Below are 21,512 nucleotides of genomic sequence, written 5' to 3'. Positions count from 1 at the left end.
CGACAACAGTCAGTGCCGCGATTAAAAAGTATTGCCGGATGGCTTAAAAGCGCACTTCTGCCTTCATCCACCAGGAGCTGGCGCTACTGGCTGTCGGACTGTTGCGGCCCAAAGCGGAATAAAAACGTGATGACGGAGCAAACCAGCCAGCGATGGCCTCCAACCTGACCTGCGGATGTGGCCGCCAGCCCAACACCAGATCCAGTGCCGATCCCAGTTTTTTGGTCGTCATGCGGTCATATTTTGCGTCCAGGTCGGTGGTATTGCTGACCAACGCCGCAAGGCTGTGCTGTCGGTAATAGTGGTAGATCAGATCGGCAGAGAGATCTTTTGCCAGATTGACGCCTGCGCCGGCCGTCAGAATGTGGATATTGGTGAGTTCCGGATCGAGCGTTTCGCCGTAGATTTTATATTTAACCAGGCCGCCCTGTGTCGCCTCGTTTCCCTGTAAGCCGGTCTGACGATAACGTCTGCTGCTGTCATCACCGCCGCCACTTCCCCATGCATAGCCCAGCGTCAGGCGGGGTTGCAGAGGAAGGGTTTCCAGCCTGAAGGTCGCGCCCGCATCCACTGCATAACCGCGCAAATCCTGCTGCTCCTGTTGTCCCCTGACTGTGCCGACCTCCAGCCAGTGATTGAAAGGGCCACGCGGCGGTGACCAGGATCGCAGACCCGCATTAAGCTGGCGCTGATTTTTGGCCGAAGACCTGTCGTGCTGCCAGACCAGATAGCCCCCCACTCGCCAGCCATCGCTGATTTCATAACGGGAAAGCAGAGTCATAAGATTGGTGCTGTCGCCCCGCGTACTGCTGTCGAGAAGATTACGCTGCCAGTAGTTGACACGACCGAGGCCCACTTCAGTTTCCAACGCATCGCCGATGCGGGCATACAGACCATCTATATTTTCATCAAACAGCCACTCCCGTTCATCGCGCAGCAGCCAGCGTCCCAGCCGTACCCGGCCACCCGGCACCAGCGACTTATCCAGTTGCAGCCATGCCTGATTGAAGTTGAGGGTGTCCGTCGTGGTGGTACTACTGCCAGTCTGGCGTTTTTTCTTTTGGATAAACTCGATCTCACTAAAAAAAGAGAGCGGCCGATCCCGAAAACCAATTACATTCAGACGCAGGGTTGGCTCAACTTCAATTTTGTTGGTTTTCTTGTCGCCATAGCGAAGTTTGCTGTTGCGCAGTTGTCTTGCCTCAAAAATGGCGCGCAGATGAGCGCTGACAGATGTCGCCTCATCCTTTGCCGCACGTTCATGCCGTCGGACATAGCCAGAGGACGTCTCGCTGACTGCACCAGCCTCCGGCAGCAGCAGTAAAAGGGAGAGTGGAAAAAGCGCACCGTACTTTTTCATTTTCATTTTACCTGCTCCCTGTCGCGCAATAACCGACGAAGCTTCTCCTCGCACAGTGTCAGCAATCGTCCTGTGCTGTTCAGCCTTTCTGGAAACAGCAGGCTGATGGCAATAAGGCGGGCCAGCGCCAGAGTGGTGTGGACAGCAATATTTTGCCCCTCAGGTCGGCCGGAAACCTCCTGCCAGCCAGAGATAAATGCCTGCTGGTGCTGTAGCAGCGCATTTTCATCGCCGGTTTCACGCAGCGCCTGCTCCTGCACATGGGCAAGATAATTGCCGACATCCAGAGCCAACGGCCCGTATGTTGAAAGGTCAAAATCGATAACGACAATCTGGTCTGTGGGGCGATCGGCCAGCAGCAGTTGAGCCGGATAAAAATCACGATGAATAAAACCCTCTGCTGACGGAATCATTAACTGTGCCAGCTGTTCACATCCCCTTGCGACGGCAAGGATCCTGTCTGCCCACTCCGGCCGCTGTTCAGCCGTTGTCCTGAGCCGCTGGCACAGCACCCGAAGCTCATCGTCCATCGTCCAGCGCGTTGCCGATACAGCCTGAAGGGCAGCGCGGCTTTGCTGTATCGTCGCCAGCGCTTTACCACTGAGGTAACCCAGATGTCCCATATCCGGACCACCAGATGAGAGCAGCTCCGTCATCCGCTGACCGGCAATTTTCTGCTGTAACCAAAGCGAGAAATCAGCCATCACCGCCCGAGGTTGCGGTACGGCAACGGTCGCCGTGTGATCAAAGCCGTCGAGCCATAGTGCCTGCTGCACCCGGAATCCATGAGGCTGATAGCCCTTGTGGCGATATTTAGCCACCACCGAAAAGGCGTGTTCAGCTGCGGGATCGTACCAGTGATACTCCAGCACGGCCCGGCGACCAGGCTTATAAGATAAGGCTTCAACAGCCAGCAGCGTTGCCCCGGCGGATAAGCCAAGTGCATTCTGTAGCACACCGGCCATCTTCGCCCTGTCCAGCAGTGGCTGCACAGGTTGATCAACCGACAGCATCAGCTGCTGTGCCCGGCGTATCAGGGCAACGATTTGACCATGCCAGCCCGCCGAACGTTTACGAAACGGCTCAACCGCAAGTTGCAACAAAGCCAGGGCAACGTGGTCATTCAGATGCGGGGATATCACGCCCTGCTGCTGACGGTATCCCTGATGAAAAGCCGCCAGGATCTGGCGAACCCCCTCCGGGCTGAGCGTCTGTTCAATGACCTGAAGTTCCAGCCGGGCCTGAAAAGAGGCCAGATCGGCCGCTGGATTGCCCGGACGGGAGCGATCCCAGTCGATCAACTGTAACCGCCCATCCGTTTTGCGCCGGACAATCTGGTCCACAGAAAAATCGCCATGGATGATCACCGGATGAAAAGTATCATCCCTCATCCGCTCGCTGAGCGTACTCAACAGCGATGAGAGCAGCGCTTCCTGGTGCGGGGCAACCATGCGCAACGTATTGAGTACCCGCCAGACGTCGCCGATATCATCATGCACCCTCGTTTTACTGCTGTGCGATTGCTCACGCAGATGCAGATCAGCCAGCTGTTGCCCAATCGCAAAAGCTGCCCCTTCGGGTAAGTGCCCCCCCTGCTCAGGACACAATGTTTCACCTTCAATCCATTCGGTGATTAACAGGCGATAGTCACAGGGTGCCGACAGCAGCCTGATTTCACCCGTGGCATTGCCCAGCTTATTTCCTTCCAGCATCGCTTCATATCGGCTGGCGCTGGCAAAACGTAGCACAGCGCGAGGCTGCCCATCGCTGCTCAGCAGGGCCAACAGCCGTCGTTCAGGTTTGTAGCGTAATATTTTTAGCGTAATGTCTGCGCTGGCGGAAAGCCCTGGCAACCAGCGATGAAACAGCGCATCACGTCGGGATGAATCACTCAGTAGCCAGAGATGCGGCAGGCCGCGATCGTGCTGAGGGTAAGTCAGGATAATCGCGAATTCAGCCAGTGCCACCGGTGCCTGCGGGTGCTGGCCAGTAACCAGCGCCTGCCGTTTTGGATGCTGCCAGGAAACGCGAAAGCGCTCAGCCGTCAGCGCCTTGGCAAACAGGTAGTTGCCGCTCCCGTCAGCAAATTGCAGACGCAGACAGGCAACGCAACTGTTGGCTGGCTTATAACGCAGATATTCTGTTGTCAGTACCTCAAGCGTGGCGAACTGCGGCAGCTCACGCAGTTTCTCCAGCAGCAGATGCCTGTCGAGTAACGCGGCCAGCCCCGGTAATGTCTTATCGCGGCTGACAATCTCAGCGTCCCTGTCCTGTAACATTGATTCTTTCCTTAATTAAATGGCTATCTGCCGAAGTGCATCGGACTGTTGCAAAGCCCACAGCTCGGCATAGCGCCCACCACTTGCCAGCAGCTGCGCATGTGCTCCCAGTTCCATGACCTGACCTTCATCAATCACCATAATGCGCTGAGCACGGGCAGCAAATGCGAGATTATGGGTAACGATCAGCGTTGTCCGGTCAACCATCAGTTGGCTGAGCGCGGCGATAAGATGATGCTCGCTTTCACTGTCCAGCCCGGTGGCCGGCTCATCAAACAGCAGAACAGGCGCAGATCGGATGGCTGCGCGGGCCAGAGAAATACGTTGACGTTGCCCACCGGACAGCAAGTTTCCCCGCTCACTCAGAATCGTATCGTAGCCGTCTGGCTGCCTGAGGATAAATTCGTGCGCCCTCGCCAGCCTGGCGGCGGCGTAAATCTGTTCGTCCGTAACGGCTTCAGTGGTCGCCAGCGCGATGTTTTCACGGATGCTTAGCCCAAACAGCAAATTGTCCTGCGGAACATAGCTGATGCTTTGCCGGACGCTTTTTATCGTGCAGTGACGCAGATCCTTACCATCGATGGTTATGCGTCCTTCCTGGGGATCATACAGCCGCAGCAGCAGACTGAGCAGCGTAGACTTTCCCGTGCCGGAAGGCCCAACGATGGCAAGCGACTCGCCTGAACGCAGATAAAAACTGATCTGGTGCAGGGTATTCTGTCCGGAACGGCTGGCGGACGGGTAGCCAAAACTGACCCTCTCAAAGCAGATGTTGCCCTCCACGCGCTGAAGCGCTGTGGCATCCTCTCTGTCAATTATTTCAGGCTTCTCTTCCAGCAGCGCGACCACACGTTCACCGGCAGCCAGCGCTTTTGACAGCCGCCCGGCGTACCGGGCGTATTCACGTACCGGCCGGAAGGAGTTTTTCAGATAGGAGACAGAGATCAGCAGATCGCCAGCCGACATCCCCCCTTTGAGAACGTTGGTTGCGCCGTAAAACAGCACAATGGCGGTGGCAACAGCAATAATCAGATCGACCTTACGCTCAAGACCGGCCAGCAGGCGGCGGGACCTTACGTTTTGCTGCATGCTTTTACCATCATCACTGGCAAAGCTTCTGGCGGCAACGGCTTCCAGCGAAAGCGCCTGCACCACGCCGATGGCACCGAGAAACTCTGCCGTACTGGCAGCCAGCGCGCCCTCACGTTTGCGCTGATCGCGACTGACCTTGTGAACTTTACCGCTGGTTTGTCGGGTGATCCAGATAATCAGTGGCATCAGCAACAGCGACAACAGCGTCATTTGCAGGTTGATGTACAGCATCATGGCGAACATCCCAATCAGGATCAGCATGTTCGCCAACAGCGGCACCAGCGCCGTAATGATTGCCTCGCGAAGCATACCGATGTCATTCACCAGCCGGGTAGTAAGGTCGCCGGTCTTTGCCTGTTGATGAAAGGTCAGTGAGAGTCGTTGCAAATGGTTGAACAGTTCCTGCCGCACGCCACTAATCACCCGACTTCCGGCGACCGCCAGACCGATGGTGCTGAGATAGCTCAATCCTGCCTTGACTGCGGCAATGACCACCACACAGGCGGCACAAAGCAGCAGAAGGTTCTCAAGGCTCATCTCGGGCAGCAACGCATCCAGCTTACTTTCAATTCGGCTGCCATGCTGATTGAGAAGATCGTCAATAATAAATGCTAATGGCCACGGCTCCAGCAGACGCATCCCTGTCGAGAGCAACAGCGCAATGAGTGCCTGAATAATTAAGCCGCGTTGCTGACGAAGCCACGGCGAAAAACGGCGGGCCACCCGCAACCAGGGATGGGATTTCATCATGCCTTCCTGCCCGTGTTCAGCCCGACCAGTCGTAAAATCTCATCGACCACCGCCAGCCAACTGTGGCAATGAAGCACATGTTGGCTGGCCGCCTCGCCCAGCCGTTTACGCCAGGCGGGATCGTCCACCAGCTGCTGCAATGTTCTGGCCAGTTCAGCCGGTTTATCCGGTGCAACCAGTAACCCGGTTTCGTCGTGGCTTATCACTTCGGCAAGATGCCCCACGCGCGAGGCCACAACCGGTAGCCCGGATGCCATATACTCGTATATCTTCAACGGTGAGAAGTAGAACCCCGCCAGCTCGGGATAAGGTGCAACGGCAATATCCATCAGGGCAAGCCATTGCGGCACACCGGCAGGTTCCACACGGCCCGTGAAGATAACGTCGGCCAGCAGGCGAGTGTCTGCAACCTGTTCACTCAGCCGCGCTTTTTCCGGCCCATCACCCACAATCAGCAGCCGGGTATGGGGACGCTGCGAATGGAGCTGTGCAAACGCCGCTATCAGCGTATCCACCCCATGCCAGGGTTTCAGCGTGCCCAGAAAGCCAATCACCACCGCGTCCTGCGGGACGCTGCTCAGCGACTGGCGAACCGCAGGGGTAAAGCGCTGAGAATCAACACCATTCGCGATCACATGGATGTTTTCTGCTGAAGGAAAAAAGTCATTCAGGTACGCTTTTACCCCGGGTGATACCGCGATAATCACTGCTGCGCTTACCATTAACCGGCGTAATACCTGACTGGCTTTCTCTTCGGCGACCATCTGACGGTAGTTGCGCTGCTCTTCAATTAATGGGGCATTCACTTCCAGAACCGTCTTCCAGCCCTGACGGCTGGCATACTCCAGCGCGGCATAACTCCACAGGGAATAACGCTCATAAACCAGATCGAATGGCCCCCGCTGTTGCAGTGCCTCAGCCAGCTGCTGGTTGCTTTCCAACGCGACTCTGGCGCGAAGCTGCGCATCCTTTCCGGGAATAGCTGGCAGTGAACAGAGCTGGACAGAGCGCAGGTCAGGTGGCGGATTGCCACCAAACCGGCTGGCAAACAGAACCACGCTGGCCCCTTTTTTTACCAGCGCACGCAGTACTTCCTGAACGTGAACCGAGGCCCCTTTACAACCAAACACCGGAATACCGGCATCGGCACAGACGTATGCTATGCGCATAGTAAATTCCTTTTTAACCGTGGCTGGCGGACGCTTGTGGCTCCTGAGCAAACAGGGCCCTTAATTCGGCGGTATTACGGTCCACGTCATACTCCCTGACAATTTTTTCCCTTGCCTGACGTGAAAGTTTTTCCCTGATATCCGCGTCCAGCAACAGGCAGGTTATCGCCTGCGCCAGCTCATCAATATTATCCGGCGCTACGCACAACCCCGTTTGCCGATCGCAGACCAGTTCAGGGATACCGGCCACGCGAGTGGAGATAACCGGCGTGCCCAGCGCCATCGCCTCGACCAGAATGGTCGGCAAACCATCGCGGTCGCCATCCTCACTCACGATACAGGGAGCAACGACCACGGCGGCACCTTGTATCGCCTCCGCCACCCGATCACGCGAAATCGCGCCGGTCAGGCTAACCTGCGACTCCAGCCCGGCACGCGCAATGCTATCAGCCAGCGGTTCGCGCAATGGCCCGTCACCGATTAGCGTGCAGTGAAACGCGATACCCCTTGTTTTCATCAGTCGCAGCGCATCGACCAGTAATAAAAAACCTTTTTTAGCCACCAGGCGGCCAGCTGCAACGATTTCTGGCGGACGCTGGTAAGGCGATCGCCACGGAAATTGCGCCAGTGCCAGACCATTGTAAATACGTCGGATTTTTTGCCGGGCAGCGCCGTGCTGCTCACACAGCCAGCGCAGATTGTAGTCAGAGACGGTAACCACGTGGCGGGCATCACGCAGCTTAAGCGCCAGTTGGATATCCTGCGGATAGTGGAAGTAAATGTCTTTTGCATGCGCGGTCAGAGTCCAGCTTATGCCGCTGAATTTTGCCGCCAGCCGGGCAACCGTCGCAGCCTGAGTGGCAAAATGCGCATGCAGATGGGTGATTTTTCTTTGCTGTATCAACAGTGCTAACTCAATGCCCTGCGCCAGTTCGTGCACGTCGTGGTTTTTTTCATCTCTCAGCTTTTCAGTAAAACCCGTCAGGCTGGTCAGCGCATCGCTGAGCAACAGCCAGAAAGCGTCCACATTGCGCTGTTTATCCCGCAGGCGAATCAGCGGGGAGCATACTTTGCCAATATCCGCCTGAAACCAGGTTTCCATTACCGGTCCAAGAGCAAAAATATCCACCTGCATCCCTGCCCGTTCATGAGCCAGAATTTCGTTAACCACAAAAGTCTCCGAAAAACGGGGATAACGCTTTAAAACATATCCCACCCGCAACGGCGTTACCTTCATGACACACGCTCCTTGGTTGTTACTCTGTCCGCAAGGATGCTACGCACGCTTTCGCCGATATAATCCAGCCCGCCAAAATCGAGGAGTTCACGCGGATCGGCAAAGTGATGCTGCCGTGCCAGCCAGCGGCTCAATAGACCGACCGTCAGTTGGTGGGGATGGATGCAGTCAATCAGGCCCCGTTGAGCCAGCCGCTCAGCTCTGATCCACTGCTCCTGTCGGGGATCGATCCGGGGTACAATCAGCGCATTCTTGTTGAGGGTAAGAATCTCTATCACCGTGTTGTATCCTCCCATCGCCACCACGGCACGGGCATCACGCAGTAAACTCAGCGGTTCTGCAACGAACTCCAGCATTTTCATATGGGGACGTTGCACAACCAGCTGGCTCAGCGCCTTTCTTTGCGCTGGAGGCATCATTGACCCCGTGACCAGGATGCCCCGGACGCCGACGGGAAATTCTGCCCTGGCGAAAGTTTCAGCAAGGTGGAAACCATCCTGACCGCCGCCCACCAGACAAAGTAAATAAGGAGAAGAATGAGAAGAGGGGCTGTATGCGGTCACTCGATGACGATTTGAAGCATCAAGGTAACCCGTGAAGGCTATTTTTTGCCTGAAGGATAAAGCCGAAAAATATTCCTTACGCAAATCATACAGTGTCTTATCGCTGTAAACCCAAATTGTGGAATAAAACAAATTAATAGCTGAAGTATTATCCTGTTTACTCCACTGTTTTTTTACTGCTTCAGGACTGTCAATAATATCCCTTAGTCCTAAAACCATATGCGTTTTCTTTTTAGTTAGCAGCGGAAGACTAAGATCTAATTCACGCATCGCCCCACGAGGAACATTATCCACCACCATCATATCCGGGGAGAAGGCATTCAACGCTGCATAAATTAATTGCGAACGCAATCGAACCAGCGACTTAACATCTTTTCCTAATGAACGGGGTAAATACTTTCCTTCTGACGTCTTAATATAAGAGGGGAGAATGAGAGAGTCTGCTCCGGCGGGAAGCGCAAAGCTTCCCGCTTCCCGTACCCCTGAGATCAGCAAGACCTCAGCATCGGGGCAAGCTTTGAGAACAGTCTGACTGAGCAACATATTTCGACGAATATGCCCAAAGCCCATAGTATCGTGCGAATAAAATACGCAGCGAGGTGGCCGTTTTCTCCTGCCGGAAACATCCATTTCCCATCATCCTTTTTTTGATGAAACAATCCTTGTATTACCGCAGGCACCGCAATATTTTCAATCTGATAATAATGCCCTTCATTATTACCAACGGCATTCAGCTTGCTGAAATAATCGCACAGCAATTAATTACCTGTAATTAATCCAGAAAGAACATTAGAGAAGAAGAGGCTACACAAACCATCCGTCAGCGTCAATGGCAAAAATACCCAAATATATGCAGGGAATTATTAAATATGTCTGACACGATATTTAATAATTTTCAGTAAAGCACCTGGAATAAAAAATTTAGTCAGAAATAAACAAAAAAAACCGGGAATATAACTATTCCCGGTTTATGTTAATGCCAACTTAATCAGTGACCGTTAGCACTGCTGGCAGGCGATTTCATAAAGCGGAAGAAATCACTGTCCGGGCTCAGCACCATGACATCCTGATTATTTCTGAAGCTGTTTTCATAGGCTCGTAAGCTACGAATAAAGGCATAAAAGTCCGGATCCTGGCTGAAAGCATCAGCAAACAGTTTAGCGGCTTCCGCATCCCCCTCACCACGGGTGATCAGGGCCGTACGCTGAGCTTCTGCCAGCGTGCGCGTCACTTCGTAATCAGCGGTAGCCCGCAGTTTTTCGGCCTCTTCCTGTCCCTGAGAACGCTGGCTACGGGCAACAGCCTCACGTTCGGCGCGCATACGGTTGTAGATCGCATCAGACACTTCGGTAGGTAGGTTGATCTGCTTGATGCGCACATCCATCACCTGAATCCCCAGCGCCGCCATACTGTTTGGATTAATTGCTGGCTCTTTGCTGGTGGTCTCACGCTCCACACGAGCCGCCACTGAAGCGATAGCATCATCCGCTGCCGGGGTGGCAATCTCGTCATCCTGACCGGCACTTCCGGTATTCAGCGCATCCCGAACGTCCGTCGTCAGCCGTCCACGGGAATCTGTAACGATATCTTTTACATCCAGACGCCCGATTTCAGAACGCAGACGGTCACTGAATTTGCGTTTTAACAGCACTTCAGCCTGAGAAACATCGCCACCGCCAGTAGCCAGGTAGTAACGGCTGAAGTCGCTAATGCGCCACTTGATGTAGGAATCAACGATCAGGTCTTTTTTCTCTTTGGTGACAAAACGGTCCGCCTGGTTGTCCATGGTCTGAATACGTGCATCCAGCGACTTCACCGACTCGAGGAATGGAATCTTGAAATGCAGACCCGGTTCATAGACCAGTGGCTTGTTCTCGCTGTCACGCAGGACCTTGCCAAAACGCATCACGATGCCACGCTGGCCTTCCTGCACAACAAACAGTGACGCGTAGAGCACCACCAGTACAACAATCAGCACTATGATTAATGGCTTACGCATCGCTTACTCTCCCCCTGCGCGCTGGGTATCGTTGCGCTGAGCATTTGCCCTGCGCTGATCCATGAAACTGGCCGAACCGGTTGATGAGCTGTTGTTACTACTGACATCACCGTTACTGGTAGCCGGAGGCAGGCGAAGCAGACTGTTACTGCCGCCATCCTGTGCCGTGCTGGTTTTTACACCACCCTGACCGCGCATCAGTTGATCCAGCGGTAATACCATCAGGTTACTACCCTTGTCATTGACCAGCACTTTACGGGTATGGCTGAGCACGCTCTCCATAGTTTCAATGTACAGACGTTCGCGAGTGATTTGTGGCGCAGATTTATACTCCGGCAGAATCCGTGCAAAGCGATCCACTTCCCCCTGAGCTTCCAGCACCGTGCGGGTTTTGTACGCCCTCGCCTCTTCCAGAATACGTTGCGCCTGACCATTCGCACGTGGTTGTACTTCATTAGCGTAAGCTTCGGCCTCACGCACGTACTGTTCCCGATTTTCACGTGCGGCGATAGCATCGTCGAACGCGGCCTTCACCTCTTCAGGTGGACGGGCTGCCTGGAAGTTAACGTCCAACAGGGTGATCCCCATATCGTAAGGACGAATCGTTTCCTCCAGCTCACGCTGAGTATCACTGCGCACCACCGTACGACCCTCAGTCAGGATACGATCCATGGTTGAGCGACCAATTACCCCGCGCAGGGCACTGTCGGTAGCCTGGCGCAGACTGTCATCAGCACTGGTCACCGCGAACAGATATCGCTCAGGATTCGTTACGCGGTACTGCACGTTCATCTCAACCCGCACGACGTTTTCATCTGAAGTCAACATGGTGCCTGAGGCAGCCAGTTCACGAACGGCTTCGACATTGACCGCACGGACCTCATCGATAAAAGTCGGTTTCCAGTTAAGCCCTGGCTCGACCAGATGGCTGAACTTACCAAAGCGCGTTACCACTCCGCGCTCCGCCTCTTTAATGGTATAAAAGCCGCTCCCTGCCCAAATCACCACGGCAGCGACCACCACAATACCTATGGCCCGACTACCAAATCCCGGAGTTTTCTGCCCGCCGCTTTTACCGCCGCCAAAACCACCCAGCTTTTTGCTCAGCTTGCGAAAGATATCATCCAAATCAGGTGGCCCTTTGTCACGACCTCCTTTGTTTCCCCCAGAGTTGCCGCCTTGATTATTGCTGCTTCCCCACGGGTCGCGGTCCTGTCCGTTATTACCGGGCTGATTCCACGCCATGTTTGTGCTCCATTATTAGTGTGTGCGGTGTCGTCCCAAAGCCGGGACAGGCATCAGGCCAAATCGCTAAACAATGTAATTCACCAGCCCTGGCTCCTGTTTACACAGTCGCCGCCAGTCGACAACAGGCATACGCACAGCCAACCCCACGCTGCCATCATCCTCATTCCACTCTTTTTCGATCGCCTGCAACTGATAAAAACGGCTGCGCAGCCGCCCTGCCTCTGGCGGCAAACGTAATGCATATTCGGCAATTTCCCCCGCCAGTCGCTCGGTCAGCGCCTGGAACAACAGCGGAACGCCCTCGCCCGTTTGCGCGGACAGCCAAACGCGAACGGGCAGATTCTCTTCGTTACGATCAATTCTGGGAACAAAGTTCTCCAGCATGTCGATTTTGTTCATTATTTGCAGCGTGGGGATCTCATCAGATTCAATCTCTGTCAGAACGTCCTCCACCGCCGCGATATTCTCATCAATGCGCAGGTCTGCCGCATCAATCACATGCAACAACAGCGTTGCCTGCCGGGTTTCCTGCAAGGTGGCCTTGAATGCTGCAACCAGGTCATGGGGCAGATGGCGAATAAAGCCTACCGTATCAGCCAGCACCACTTCCCCGACATCTGCGACGTCGATTCTGCGAAGGGTCGGGTCCAGGGTGGCAAACAGCTGATCGGCAGCATAAACCTCTGCTGAGGTCAGACAGTTAAACAGGGTGGATTTACCGGCGTTGGTATAACCAACCAGCGAGATTGTTGGCACGTCCGCTTTGTTACGGGCCTGTCTGCCCTGATCACGCTGTTTTTCTACCCGCTCAAGGCGGGAAAGGATTAGGGTAATACGATTGCGCAACAGGCGACGGTCGGTTTCAAGCTGGGTTTCACCCGGCCCACGCAGACCAATACCCCCTTTCTGGCGCTCAAGGTGAGTCCATCCGCGAACCAGTCGCGTGGCCAGATGGCGAAGCTGAGCCAGCTCTACCTGCAATTTACCTTCATGAGTTCGCGCCCGTTGGGCAAAGATATCGAGAATAAGCCCAGTGCGGTCGATAACACGGCATTCGCACAGTGCTTCCAGATTACGTTCCTGGGCCGGGCTGAGGGCATGATCAAACAGCACCACTGACGCGCCGCTGCTTTTTACTGCCTCAGCAATCTCAACAGCCTTTCCTTCACCGACAAAATATTTGGGATGGGGGGCTTTACGGCTGCCTGTCACCACCCTCAGCGCATCCACGCCCGCAGAAGACACCAGGGTTTCGAATTCCTGAAGATCTTCCATATCTTTGTCCTGGGAAAAGTAGATGTGAACCAGTACGGCCTGCTCACCAGCATCATAACGGTCAAACAAACTTATAACCTCTCAGAACCTTGTTATATCTGCTACGCGATGGCCACACTACGTTGAATCAGAGTCAAAATGCGCGTTAAACGACGTCTTAAGAGCATCATCTTAGCCACGTCAGAATGATGGGCCAGATCGAGCGAAAAGAAGATTGCCATGACGGAGCCAGGAAAACCTGCGGGACCCGTCCTGAAAACAGTGTTTACTCTGCGTCTTCACCGTCTTGCTGAGGCTGAGAAGAAGCCCCCTGATTACTGCCACCGTGATGATAGTTATTGCTTCCGCCACCCGCGTTGTTACTGTGATGGGAAACCGGACGGGACGGAACAACGGTAGAGATAGCATGTTTGTACACCATCTGGCTCACCGTGTTCTTCAATAAAATAACAAATTGATCAAACGACTCGATCTGGCCCTGTAGTTTGATACCGTTTACCAAATAAATCGAAACCGGAACACGTTCACGACGCAGTGCGTTCAAGAACGGATCTTGCAATGATTGCCCCTTAGCCATTCTATCTTTTCCTTATATGCTTGTTGTTTACTACTTAAGGGCCTTCGCCCTGAAAAACTGCGTAAAAATTTGCGCACGATAACGTACCAATTGTACACAATCACCCAGGCTTCGCACTAAGAACCTGTAACACATCAGCCAGCGCGGCATCAGGATGTTCGCTGTCCAACCAGTGGACACCCTCCCAACCACGAAGCCAGGTCATCTGACGCTTAGCCAGTTGCCGGGTCGCACAAATTCCCCGATAAACCATTTCATCGTAATCGATTTCGCCTGACAGATATGACCACATCTGACGATAACCAACACAACGAATGGAAGGCATATCCGTATGCAAATCACCCCGTGCGAACAGCTCACGAGCTTCTGTTTCAAACCCTGACGCTAACATCTGCTGAAAACGCGACTCAATACGCTGATGAATGAGCTCACGTTGCCGGGGAGCAATCGCAAACTGGACAACATCGTATGGCAAAGCCTCACCGGACGTTTTAGTCAGCTCCGTTAAAGTTTTACCCGAAATAAAAAAAACTTCCAGTGCTCGCGAGAGTCTCTGGGGATCATTCGGATGAATACGATTTCCAGCCGTGGGATCTATGCCACATAACTGACGGTGAAGGGCATCCCACCCCTTCTCACTTGCCATTTGCTCTATATGCTGGCGCACTTGCGGATCTGCCTGGGGCAACGGCGACAATCCTTCCAGCAGCGCTTTGTAATAGAGCATGGTGCCACCAACAAGCAACGGAATACGCCCACTTTGGGTAATGTCAGCCATTTCTGCCAGCGCATCCCGACGAAACTCTGCTGCCGAATACACTTCAGCAGGGTCACGGATGTCCAGCAAACGATGAGGTGCCAACCGCAGCTCCTGCGCAGAAGGTTTGGCTGTACCGACATCCATTCCCCGATAAATCAGCGCTGAATCAACACTAATCAACTCAACCGGCAACTGCTGACGCAAAGCTATTGCCAGCGCTGTTTTACCGGAGGCCGTTGGCCCCATCAAAAAAATGGCCTTTGGGCGGCCAGCCTTACCAGTTTCACTCATGCTTCAGGGCGTTCATCGCCAGTTCAATATCAACGTGTTGTACTAAGCCAGAAGGTGGCGATGTAACCAGTTGTGGGCAAAGCCTTTCGACTTCAGCCAGCAATGCTATCGCCTGCGAGTGATTCCAGTGCGGTTGTTCGACTACCGAATGCCGTGCTAACCATTGCACCATCTGGCTCGCCGATACATCCTGTTGTCGGGCGAGATAGCCTAACAGGTCTGCAATCAAGTTTTGTAAATTTTGTTGTCGCAATGGTAAAGGTACAGCGCGCAGCGTGACGTGTTGCCCGTCAGGCAACAGTTCAATCCCCATCTGAATCAACAGGGATGAGTAGCGTTCAAGCGCATCACGTTCTGCTTTATCTGCCCTGATTCGTACCGGGATGAGCAACGGCTGCGCTTTTAATCCCTCTTTACCGGGATCCAGCTGCGCCTGCTTCAGCCAGCGATCGGCCACTATTAACGAGATCAGCGCCAGACTCCCCTTCGTCTCCACCAGCGCATAACTTTCCCTCATCACTGCCAGCACCCGTCCAAAGCTCTGGCTGTGGCCACTTAACGGAGCCTGTACGGCATCGGATGAAACAGGATGATTCTTTGCTAAGGCACTGTGGCTTTCCGCAGGTTGCGGTTGGGTTTGCAGCAATTGCTGATATGCCGCCCCCTCCCTTTTTTGATACGCCGGTTCCTGTCGTGGCCAACTGCCGGATGCCGTTTTGGTTCCTGTCTTAGCCTGCCACTGAGCTGGCGTGCTCTCTCTGACCTCATGAGTTTCCGGCGGGGCAGTGGAGGCAAAGTGATTTGTTCCGGCAGCCTGACGATTTTCTGGCTGCCAGCGCCCGGCGGGTGCTTCAACCGCAGGCAGGACTTCAGCCCCGGTATGCTGAAGAACGCTGCTCACCCCCTGATAAATGAAATCATGCACCAGCCTGGATTGGTGAAAGCGCACTTCATGCTTGGCCGGATGCACGTTGACATCGACCTGATGGGGATCAATTTGCAGGTAGAGAACATAGGCAGGTTGATGCTCATCGCCCAGCTTATCCTGATAAGCCTGGCGAATAGCATGGTTGATCAGTCGGTCACGCATCATCCGGCCATTGACATAGCAATATTGCAGGTCGGTGATACTCCTGGAACCAGCAGGATCGGCCACCCAGCCGTGTAGCGCCAGGTCACCATGCTGCCACTCAATCGTCAGCGCGTGGTTGAGAAATGCCGTGCCACAAATCGAACCCAGTCGTCGCTCGCGCTGACTGTTTTCAGTTACGCCACGGTACTGCCGCACCAGCTTACCGTTATGACTGAGTGAGAAGGCCACATCAAAGCGCGCCAGTGCAATGCGCCGAATGATTTCGTCGATATGCGTAAATTCGGTCTTTTCAGTACGCATAAATTTACGACGGGCGGGGGTGTTGTAGAACAGGTCCAGCACTTCCAGCGTACTGCCGGGCGGATGGGCGGCAGGCCTGATGCTCACCTCCATATTGCGTCCTTCCGCATAGGCCTGCCATGCTTCAGCTTGCGCTGTGGTCCGCGAAGTCAGCGTCAGGCGGGATACAGAACTGATACTGGCTAACGCTTCGCCCCGAAAACCGAGACTCATAATGGCTTCCAGATCGTCGAGCGTGGCGATTTTACTGGTGGCGTGGCGAGCCAGCGCCATCGCCAGCTCATCTTTTCCAATACCACAGCCGTTATCACGGATGCGGATCAGTTTTGCGCCACCTTTTTCAATTTCAATATCAATCCGGGTCGCTCCGGCATCCAGGCTGTTTTCAACCAGCTCTTTCACCACCGACGCCGGACGTTCAACCACTTCACCCGCCGCTATCTGGTTAGCCAGTTGGGGAGGTAACACCTGAATCGGCATAATGAAATTCCTTGCTGTTCAATAATGAGACAGAGAATCGGTCATTCCGTATATCAATGGCAGCCAGATCCCACCCGATTACGAGGCCGGAATAATCAACGTCTGCCCCAGCATAACGTTCTGCGACTTCATATTATTTGCCTGCTGAATCGCCTTTGGGCTGACGCCCTAATGCGCCGCGATCGCCGTTAGCGAATCCCCTCGAACCACTTTATGCCTGACAGGTTTTTTCGCCTGCGACACACTGGCAGCTTTGGATATGCTGCTACCCGCAGGTACTTTCAACCGCTGGCCCACCCAGACCACATCATTTTTCAACGTATTCATGCCACGCAACGTTGCGGTACTGACGCCATAATGGGCCGCAATTCCCGACAACCTTTCCCCGCGTTTTACCACATGGCGGCTAACCACCCCAGAATATTGCGTGTTCACCGGAGCAGGGTTAGTTTCAACGTTAACCACCGCTGCGGACTGCAACGGCCGGTTTTCCTCCTTTGGGACAGATTGCAGCGGATGCGCCAGGAAGTAGTTACGGAGTCCTTTATAAATCGACTCGGCAATCTTCTGCTGGTAAGCGCTACTGCCGAGCAGTCGCTCCTCCGAAGGGTTACTGATAAAACCGGTTTCCACCAGCAATGAAGAGATATCCGGCGAACGCAATACGCCCAGACTGGCGTGTTCTGGTCGGCGCTTGTGCAGTGCACCAACACGCTGAAGCTGGGCAATGACTTTTACCGCCACATCATAACCAACCCGCTGGGAGTGGCCGAACTGCAAATCGAGTACCGCCTGGCTGAGGTAAGGATCCGCCTGACTGTTCGCCAGCAAGTCACCCGCACCACCTAACAGCTCTGACTGCTTCTCATGCTGTTCCAGCCACCCCGCCATTTCGCTGTTAGCGCGGCGGTTGGATAATACCCATACCGATGCACCGGAAGCGCTTCGGTTAGGGGCAGCATCGGCATGAATTGACACCAGCAGATTAGCATTTTGTTTACGTGCCACATCAGAACGGCCCATCACAGAGATGAAATAGTCACCATCACGGGTCATCACGCCTTTAAACATGGGGTCGTCATTCAGCAGCGCCTTAAGTTTACGGGCAATGGCAATAGTGACATTTTTCTCCTTCAGGCCACCGGCCCCAATCGCGCCAGGGTCCTGCCCGCCATGGCCGGCATCAATAGCCACGATAACCACATCATTGGCCGAACGAGCGCTCCGTCCCGATGCCACAACGCGATCGCCGCTGGTCACTGCGGTGACAGGATTACCCTTGAAAGGATTTTCCGCAGGCGCAGAGGATGCCGGACGGGAAACAGAGCTGACTTCAGCCGGCGCTGATGTAGCTTTTACTGGCTGGGTCCCACTAATGGTGAATACGACGTTATAACTACTGCCCTGGCGCTGTGTCACCGCTCGGGTTTTAGCAGGCTGAGTCAGCTCAAATACCAGGCGAATACTCTGATTATCTTTAGGCTGGCTTGAACGGATGCGTTTAACAATGTTCTCGCCACTGAACGTCAGCGGCAAGCCCTTCACAACGCCACTTTGACGAATGTCCAGCACAACCCGATTTGGGTTATGCAACGGGAAAAAACCATATACCGGCTGACCATTGAAACTGAGGGTTACCATTGCCTGGTTGTTGCCGTTTGCCACCTTAATATCAGCAAGATTTGCCGCCAGACTCGAAAAAGTCGCCAGTATCAGTACCAGTAAAAAACCAAACTTCATCCGCAACATCATTAACAGCCCTTTTCCATCACAACCTGTCGCATCATCATTTCACCCACTGCTGAACAGGCTTTCAACTCGGCCTGGCGTGCCCGATTGTGGTAGCTAAGGTGCAGTTCGATATCGGGCGTGGGCAACATTCCGGCTCCCTGCTGCGGCCATTCAATCAGGCAAAGGCTGTCGTCGGCGAAATAGTCGCGAATCCCCATATACTCCAGTTCCTCCGGGGAAGCCAGACGATAAAGATCGAAATGATATACCCGATGTTGAGGAAGGTTATAAGGTTCCACCAGTGTATAAGTCGGGCTTTTTACATTTCCCTGATGCCCAAGTGCTTGCAGAAAACCACGGCTGAAAGTAGTTTTTCCGGCACCAAGATCGCCATAGAGATAAAGCGTTACGCCACCTTTACTGACGCGGGCGAGGCTGGCCCCTAAAGCGAGAGTGGCGGCCTCATCGGGCAATGTCATTACGCAGGTATTCATTATTTTTGATTCAACGTCTCTGGATTGACAAACAGATACAGTTCGGAAAACAGATCGCTGGCAATCATGCCTCGCTGACCCGTCCGTTTTGACACTTCTTCCGCCGCAGCACCGTGAACGACACATCCGGCACAGGCGGCATCATACAGTGAGAGTTTTTGCCCGATCAGGCTGCCGATAATACCGGAGAGAACGTCCCTCATGCCACCCGCAGCCATCCCGGCATTCCCCACATCGGCAAAAGCCAGTTGTCCCGCCTCACTGGCAATCAGTGTCCCGGCCCCCTTCAGTACCACCACACCGCCATAACGTTTCGTCAGGCTACGTGCAGAAAGTAAGCGATCACTCTCAATTTCACTGATACTGAGGTTAAGCAGCCTGGCCGCTTCACCCGGATGTGGCGTAATGATGCGATTTTGACGTTTATCGGGACTGATTGCCAGCAGGTTGAGCGCATCAGCATCCCAAAGCATGGGTTTCTGAGAGTTTTCTACCTTTTTCAGGGCATTTTTCCCCCATTCACCCTGCCCAAGGCCGGGGCCAATGACGATAACATCAGCCCATTCCAGAGCCTCTTCAATAGCCGGGTTGCTCAGTTCATGCACCATCAACTCTGGACGTGCCGTCATTAGCGGTGCAATATTTTGTTTGTGAGTGAGCACTCGCACTAAACCCGCACCTGCACGCAATGCAGCCTCACCGGCCAGACGTATCGCGCCCGCAGTCCCGTGATCGCCACCGATAATCACCAGTTTACCGTTGTCGCCTTTATGTGAGGTCGGCCTGCGTGGCGAAAGCCAGTGGGGCAGAGATGAAGCGTCATAACGGGCGAACGGCGCGATCTGGGCCGCCAGCCAGCGCTCCAGATTCAGCGCATGGTAGTGCAGCCTGCCAACATAATCGCGGGCTTTACCGGTTAGCAGACCCGCTTTCAGGGCGATGAAAGTCAGGGTATGTGCAGCTGTGATGACATCGCCTGGTGCCGTTCCGTCAGCCGCGCTCAATCCTGAGGGGATATCCACAGAAAAAACGTGGGCGAGATGCGCATTGGCCTGCTTAATCAACTGCTGATACGCTCCCTGAGGGGCCTTATTCAGACCGGTTCCCAGCAGCGCATCAACGATCACCTCAACTTTTTCCGGCCAGATAACAGAGGGACCGTGAATTACCCCACCCGCCGCCAGCCAGGCATCACGCGCACGCTGCGCATCTTCAGGCAATGGTTTGCTCCCTTCACAGGCAATCAGCGTAACATTCATCCCAGCGGCCGAAGCAAGACGGGCGATAACAAAACCATCTCCGCCGTTGTTACCGTGCCCGCTGAGAACCAACCAGTGCTGACTGTCCGGCCACAGGCTACGGATATGGCTGAAAGCCGCCTCGCCCGCACGCTGCATCAGCTCATACAACGTCAGCCCAAGCGCATCAGCAGCATCTCGCTCCAGTTGCGCTATCGCCTCTACAGGCCAGACGGAATAGGGTAAACTTAGTGGGTTATTGTGCTGGCTCAGGTTATTCATGTCGCATCCTCTCGATCTTCATCAACTTGCCCGAAATATTAAACAGTGGGGGCAACAGCTTGGCTTTCAGCAGGTAGGTATCTGTGATACCGACTTAAGCCTGGAAGAACCGCGTCTACAGGCCTGGCTGGAAAAGCAATATCATGGTGAGATGGCCTGGATGGCACGACATGGCATGATGCGCGCCCGCCCTCATGAACTGCAACCCGGTACGCTGCGGGTGATTAGCGTAAGGATGAATTATCTTCCAGCCAAAGCCGCTTTTGCACGTACCTTAAAAAATCCTCAGCTTGGCTATGTCAGCCGTTATGCGCTTGGCCGTGATTACCACAAAGTATTACGCAATCGCCTGAAAAAGCTTGGGGATCTGATTCGTGAACACTGTGAAAACGCAGAGTTCCGCCCTTTTGTCGATTCAGCACCCGTCATGGAAAGGCCACTGGCAGTGAAAGCCGGACTTGGCTGGACCGGTAAACATTCGCTGGTCCTTAACCGGGAAGCGGGATCCTGGTTTTTTCTTGGTGAACTGTTAATCAACCTGCCGCTGCCTGTCGATACCCCCCAGCAGGAGCAGTGTGGGCGTTGCGTCGCCTGTATCACTACCTGCCCGACCGGAGCCATCGTCGAGCCTTACGTTATTGATGCCCGGCGCTGTATTTCCTATCTGACAATTGAGTTGGAGGGGAGTATTCCGCAAGAGTTCCGGCCGCTGATTGGCAATCGTATTTACGGCTGCGATGACTGCCAGCTGATCTGTCCCTGGAACCGCTATGGGCAACTGACCGATGAGGATGACTTCAGCCCGCGAGCCATGCTGCATTCTCCGCCGTTAACCGAGTTGTTCGCCTGGGACGAAGCAACCTTTTTACGCGTCACAGAAGGTTCTGCTATCCGCCGCATCGGGCATCTTCGCTGGTTACGTAACGTCGCAGTGGCGCTGGGAAATGCTCCCTGGTCGGTTGAGAATATTGCGGTTCTTAACAGCAGACTCGGTGAAAACGCAATGCTGGATGAGCATATCCTCTGGGCGCTGGCGCGCCAGAAAGCGGCTCGTGCTGAAAATGCGATTGAAATGCAAAGTGGACAACAAAAACGGCTGGTCAGGGCAATTGAAAAAGGCTTAACAAGAGATGCCTGACGCGTTTCTACCCTTGTCATCATCAGGCGCTACCGTTTTCCACACGCTGTGCATAAAAATAAAAAGTTGTTGTCATTCAATCGTCACAGAAAGTACAAGCGATCTGAGCGACAATTTGAAATATTATTTAATTATTTAAAAACAACGAATTGCATT

The 21,512-nt window shown here is 54.0% G+C and carries 15 protein-coding genes and 1 pseudogene; 1 reads left to right on the top strand and 15 read right to left on the bottom strand.

All coding sequences use genetic code 11. The features are described from left to right. Window positions 1–43: 43 nt before the first annotated feature. From AC3RPL_RS24960 to nnr, 15 genes and pseudogenes are all read right to left on the bottom strand, one after another. Complete coding sequence (locus AC3RPL_RS24960; RefSeq protein ID WP_490741943.1) at window positions 44–1,366, bottom strand: alginate export family protein; 1,323 nt, start codon at window positions 1,364–1,366, stop codon at window positions 44–46. Next, on the bottom strand, window positions 1,363–3,639 hold the full coding sequence (locus AC3RPL_RS24955; protein WP_490741942.1) for a phosphotransferase family protein: 2,277 nt from the start codon (window positions 3,637–3,639) through the stop codon (window positions 1,363–1,365). Before AC3RPL_RS24955 ends, AC3RPL_RS24960 begins: the two co-directional genes overlap by 4 nt. Window positions 3,640–3,654: 15 nt before the next feature. Further along, on the bottom strand, window positions 3,655–5,481 hold the full coding sequence (locus AC3RPL_RS24950) for an ABC transporter ATP-binding protein (protein ID WP_490741941.1): 1,827 nt from the start codon (window positions 5,479–5,481) through the stop codon (window positions 3,655–3,657). Beyond that, window positions 5,478–6,650 carry a glycosyltransferase family 4 protein gene (locus AC3RPL_RS24945; RefSeq protein ID WP_490741940.1) on the bottom strand — a complete coding sequence of 391 codons (1,173 nt, stop codon included), beginning with the start codon at window positions 6,648–6,650 and terminating at the stop codon, window positions 5,478–5,480. The genes AC3RPL_RS24950 and AC3RPL_RS24945 overlap by 4 nt, the downstream gene beginning before the upstream one ends. A 13-nt stretch (window positions 6,651–6,663) precedes the next feature. Then, the gene (locus tag AC3RPL_RS24940) at window positions 6,664–7,887 is read right to left on the bottom strand and encodes a glycosyltransferase family 4 protein (RefSeq protein ID WP_490741939.1); all 1,224 of its coding nucleotides are present in this window, start codon (window positions 7,885–7,887) and stop codon (window positions 6,664–6,666) included. Further along, entirely contained in the window at window positions 7,884–9,080 is a 1,197-nt protein-coding gene (locus tag AC3RPL_RS24935) for a glycosyltransferase family protein (protein WP_490741938.1), read from the bottom strand. The genes AC3RPL_RS24940 and AC3RPL_RS24935 overlap by 4 nt, the downstream gene beginning before the upstream one ends. A 358-nt stretch (window positions 9,081–9,438) precedes the next feature. After that, window positions 9,439–10,449: a protease modulator HflC gene (hflC, locus tag AC3RPL_RS24930; protein WP_261642397.1), complete on the bottom strand. Its 1,011-nt coding sequence runs from the start codon at window positions 10,447–10,449 to the stop codon at window positions 9,439–9,441. A 3-nt stretch (window positions 10,450–10,452) separates the two neighbouring features. Beyond that, window positions 10,453–11,694, bottom strand: coding sequence for an FtsH protease activity modulator HflK (gene hflK / locus AC3RPL_RS24925; protein WP_490741937.1), 1,242 nt, complete (start codon window positions 11,692–11,694; stop codon window positions 10,453–10,455). A 66-nt stretch (window positions 11,695–11,760) separates the two neighbouring features. Then, on the bottom strand, window positions 11,761–13,041 hold the full coding sequence (gene hflX, locus AC3RPL_RS24920) for a ribosome rescue GTPase HflX (RefSeq protein ID WP_034939917.1): 1,281 nt from the start codon (window positions 13,039–13,041) through the stop codon (window positions 11,761–11,763). Window positions 13,042–13,237: 196 nt separating this feature from the next. Continuing rightward, window positions 13,238–13,549, bottom strand: coding sequence for an RNA chaperone Hfq (gene hfq / locus AC3RPL_RS24915; RefSeq protein ID WP_034939922.1), 312 nt, complete (start codon window positions 13,547–13,549; stop codon window positions 13,238–13,240). Window positions 13,550–13,649: 100 nt separating this feature from the next. Further along, window positions 13,650–14,600 (bottom strand): tRNA (adenosine(37)-N6)-dimethylallyltransferase MiaA, encoded by a 951-nt coding sequence (gene miaA, locus AC3RPL_RS24910; protein ID WP_490741936.1) that lies wholly within the window; start codon window positions 14,598–14,600, stop codon window positions 13,650–13,652. Beyond that, window positions 14,593–16,473: a DNA mismatch repair endonuclease MutL gene (gene mutL / locus AC3RPL_RS24905; protein ID WP_490741935.1), complete on the bottom strand. Its 1,881-nt coding sequence runs from the start codon at window positions 16,471–16,473 to the stop codon at window positions 14,593–14,595. The genes miaA and mutL overlap by 8 nt, the downstream gene beginning before the upstream one ends. A 78-nt stretch (window positions 16,474–16,551) precedes the next feature. Next, window positions 16,552–18,225 (bottom strand): annotated as a pseudogene (gene amiB / locus AC3RPL_RS24900) (N-acetylmuramoyl-L-alanine amidase AmiB). Continuing rightward, entirely contained in the window at window positions 18,225–18,698 is a 474-nt protein-coding gene (tsaE, locus tag AC3RPL_RS24895) for a tRNA (adenosine(37)-N6)-threonylcarbamoyltransferase complex ATPase subunit type 1 TsaE (protein ID WP_490741934.1), read from the bottom strand. The pseudogene amiB and the gene tsaE overlap by 1 nt, the downstream one beginning before the upstream one ends. After that, complete coding sequence (gene nnr / locus AC3RPL_RS24890) at window positions 18,698–20,218, bottom strand: bifunctional ADP-dependent NAD(P)H-hydrate dehydratase/NAD(P)H-hydrate epimerase (protein ID WP_490741933.1); 1,521 nt, start codon at window positions 20,216–20,218, stop codon at window positions 18,698–18,700. The genes tsaE and nnr overlap by 1 nt, the downstream gene beginning before the upstream one ends. Between nnr and queG the strand changes: the two genes are divergently transcribed. Further along, on the top strand, window positions 20,217–21,356 hold the full coding sequence (queG, locus tag AC3RPL_RS24885; protein WP_367168071.1) for a tRNA epoxyqueuosine(34) reductase QueG: 1,140 nt from the start codon (window positions 20,217–20,219) through the stop codon (window positions 21,354–21,356). The genes nnr and queG overlap by 2 nt on opposite strands. Window positions 21,357–21,512 lie beyond the last annotated feature (156 nt).

The organism is Erwinia papayae (assembly GCF_058241465.1).
The sequence above is the reverse complement of the archived record's forward strand: the minus strand, read 5'-3'. Positions and strand labels throughout refer to the sequence as shown.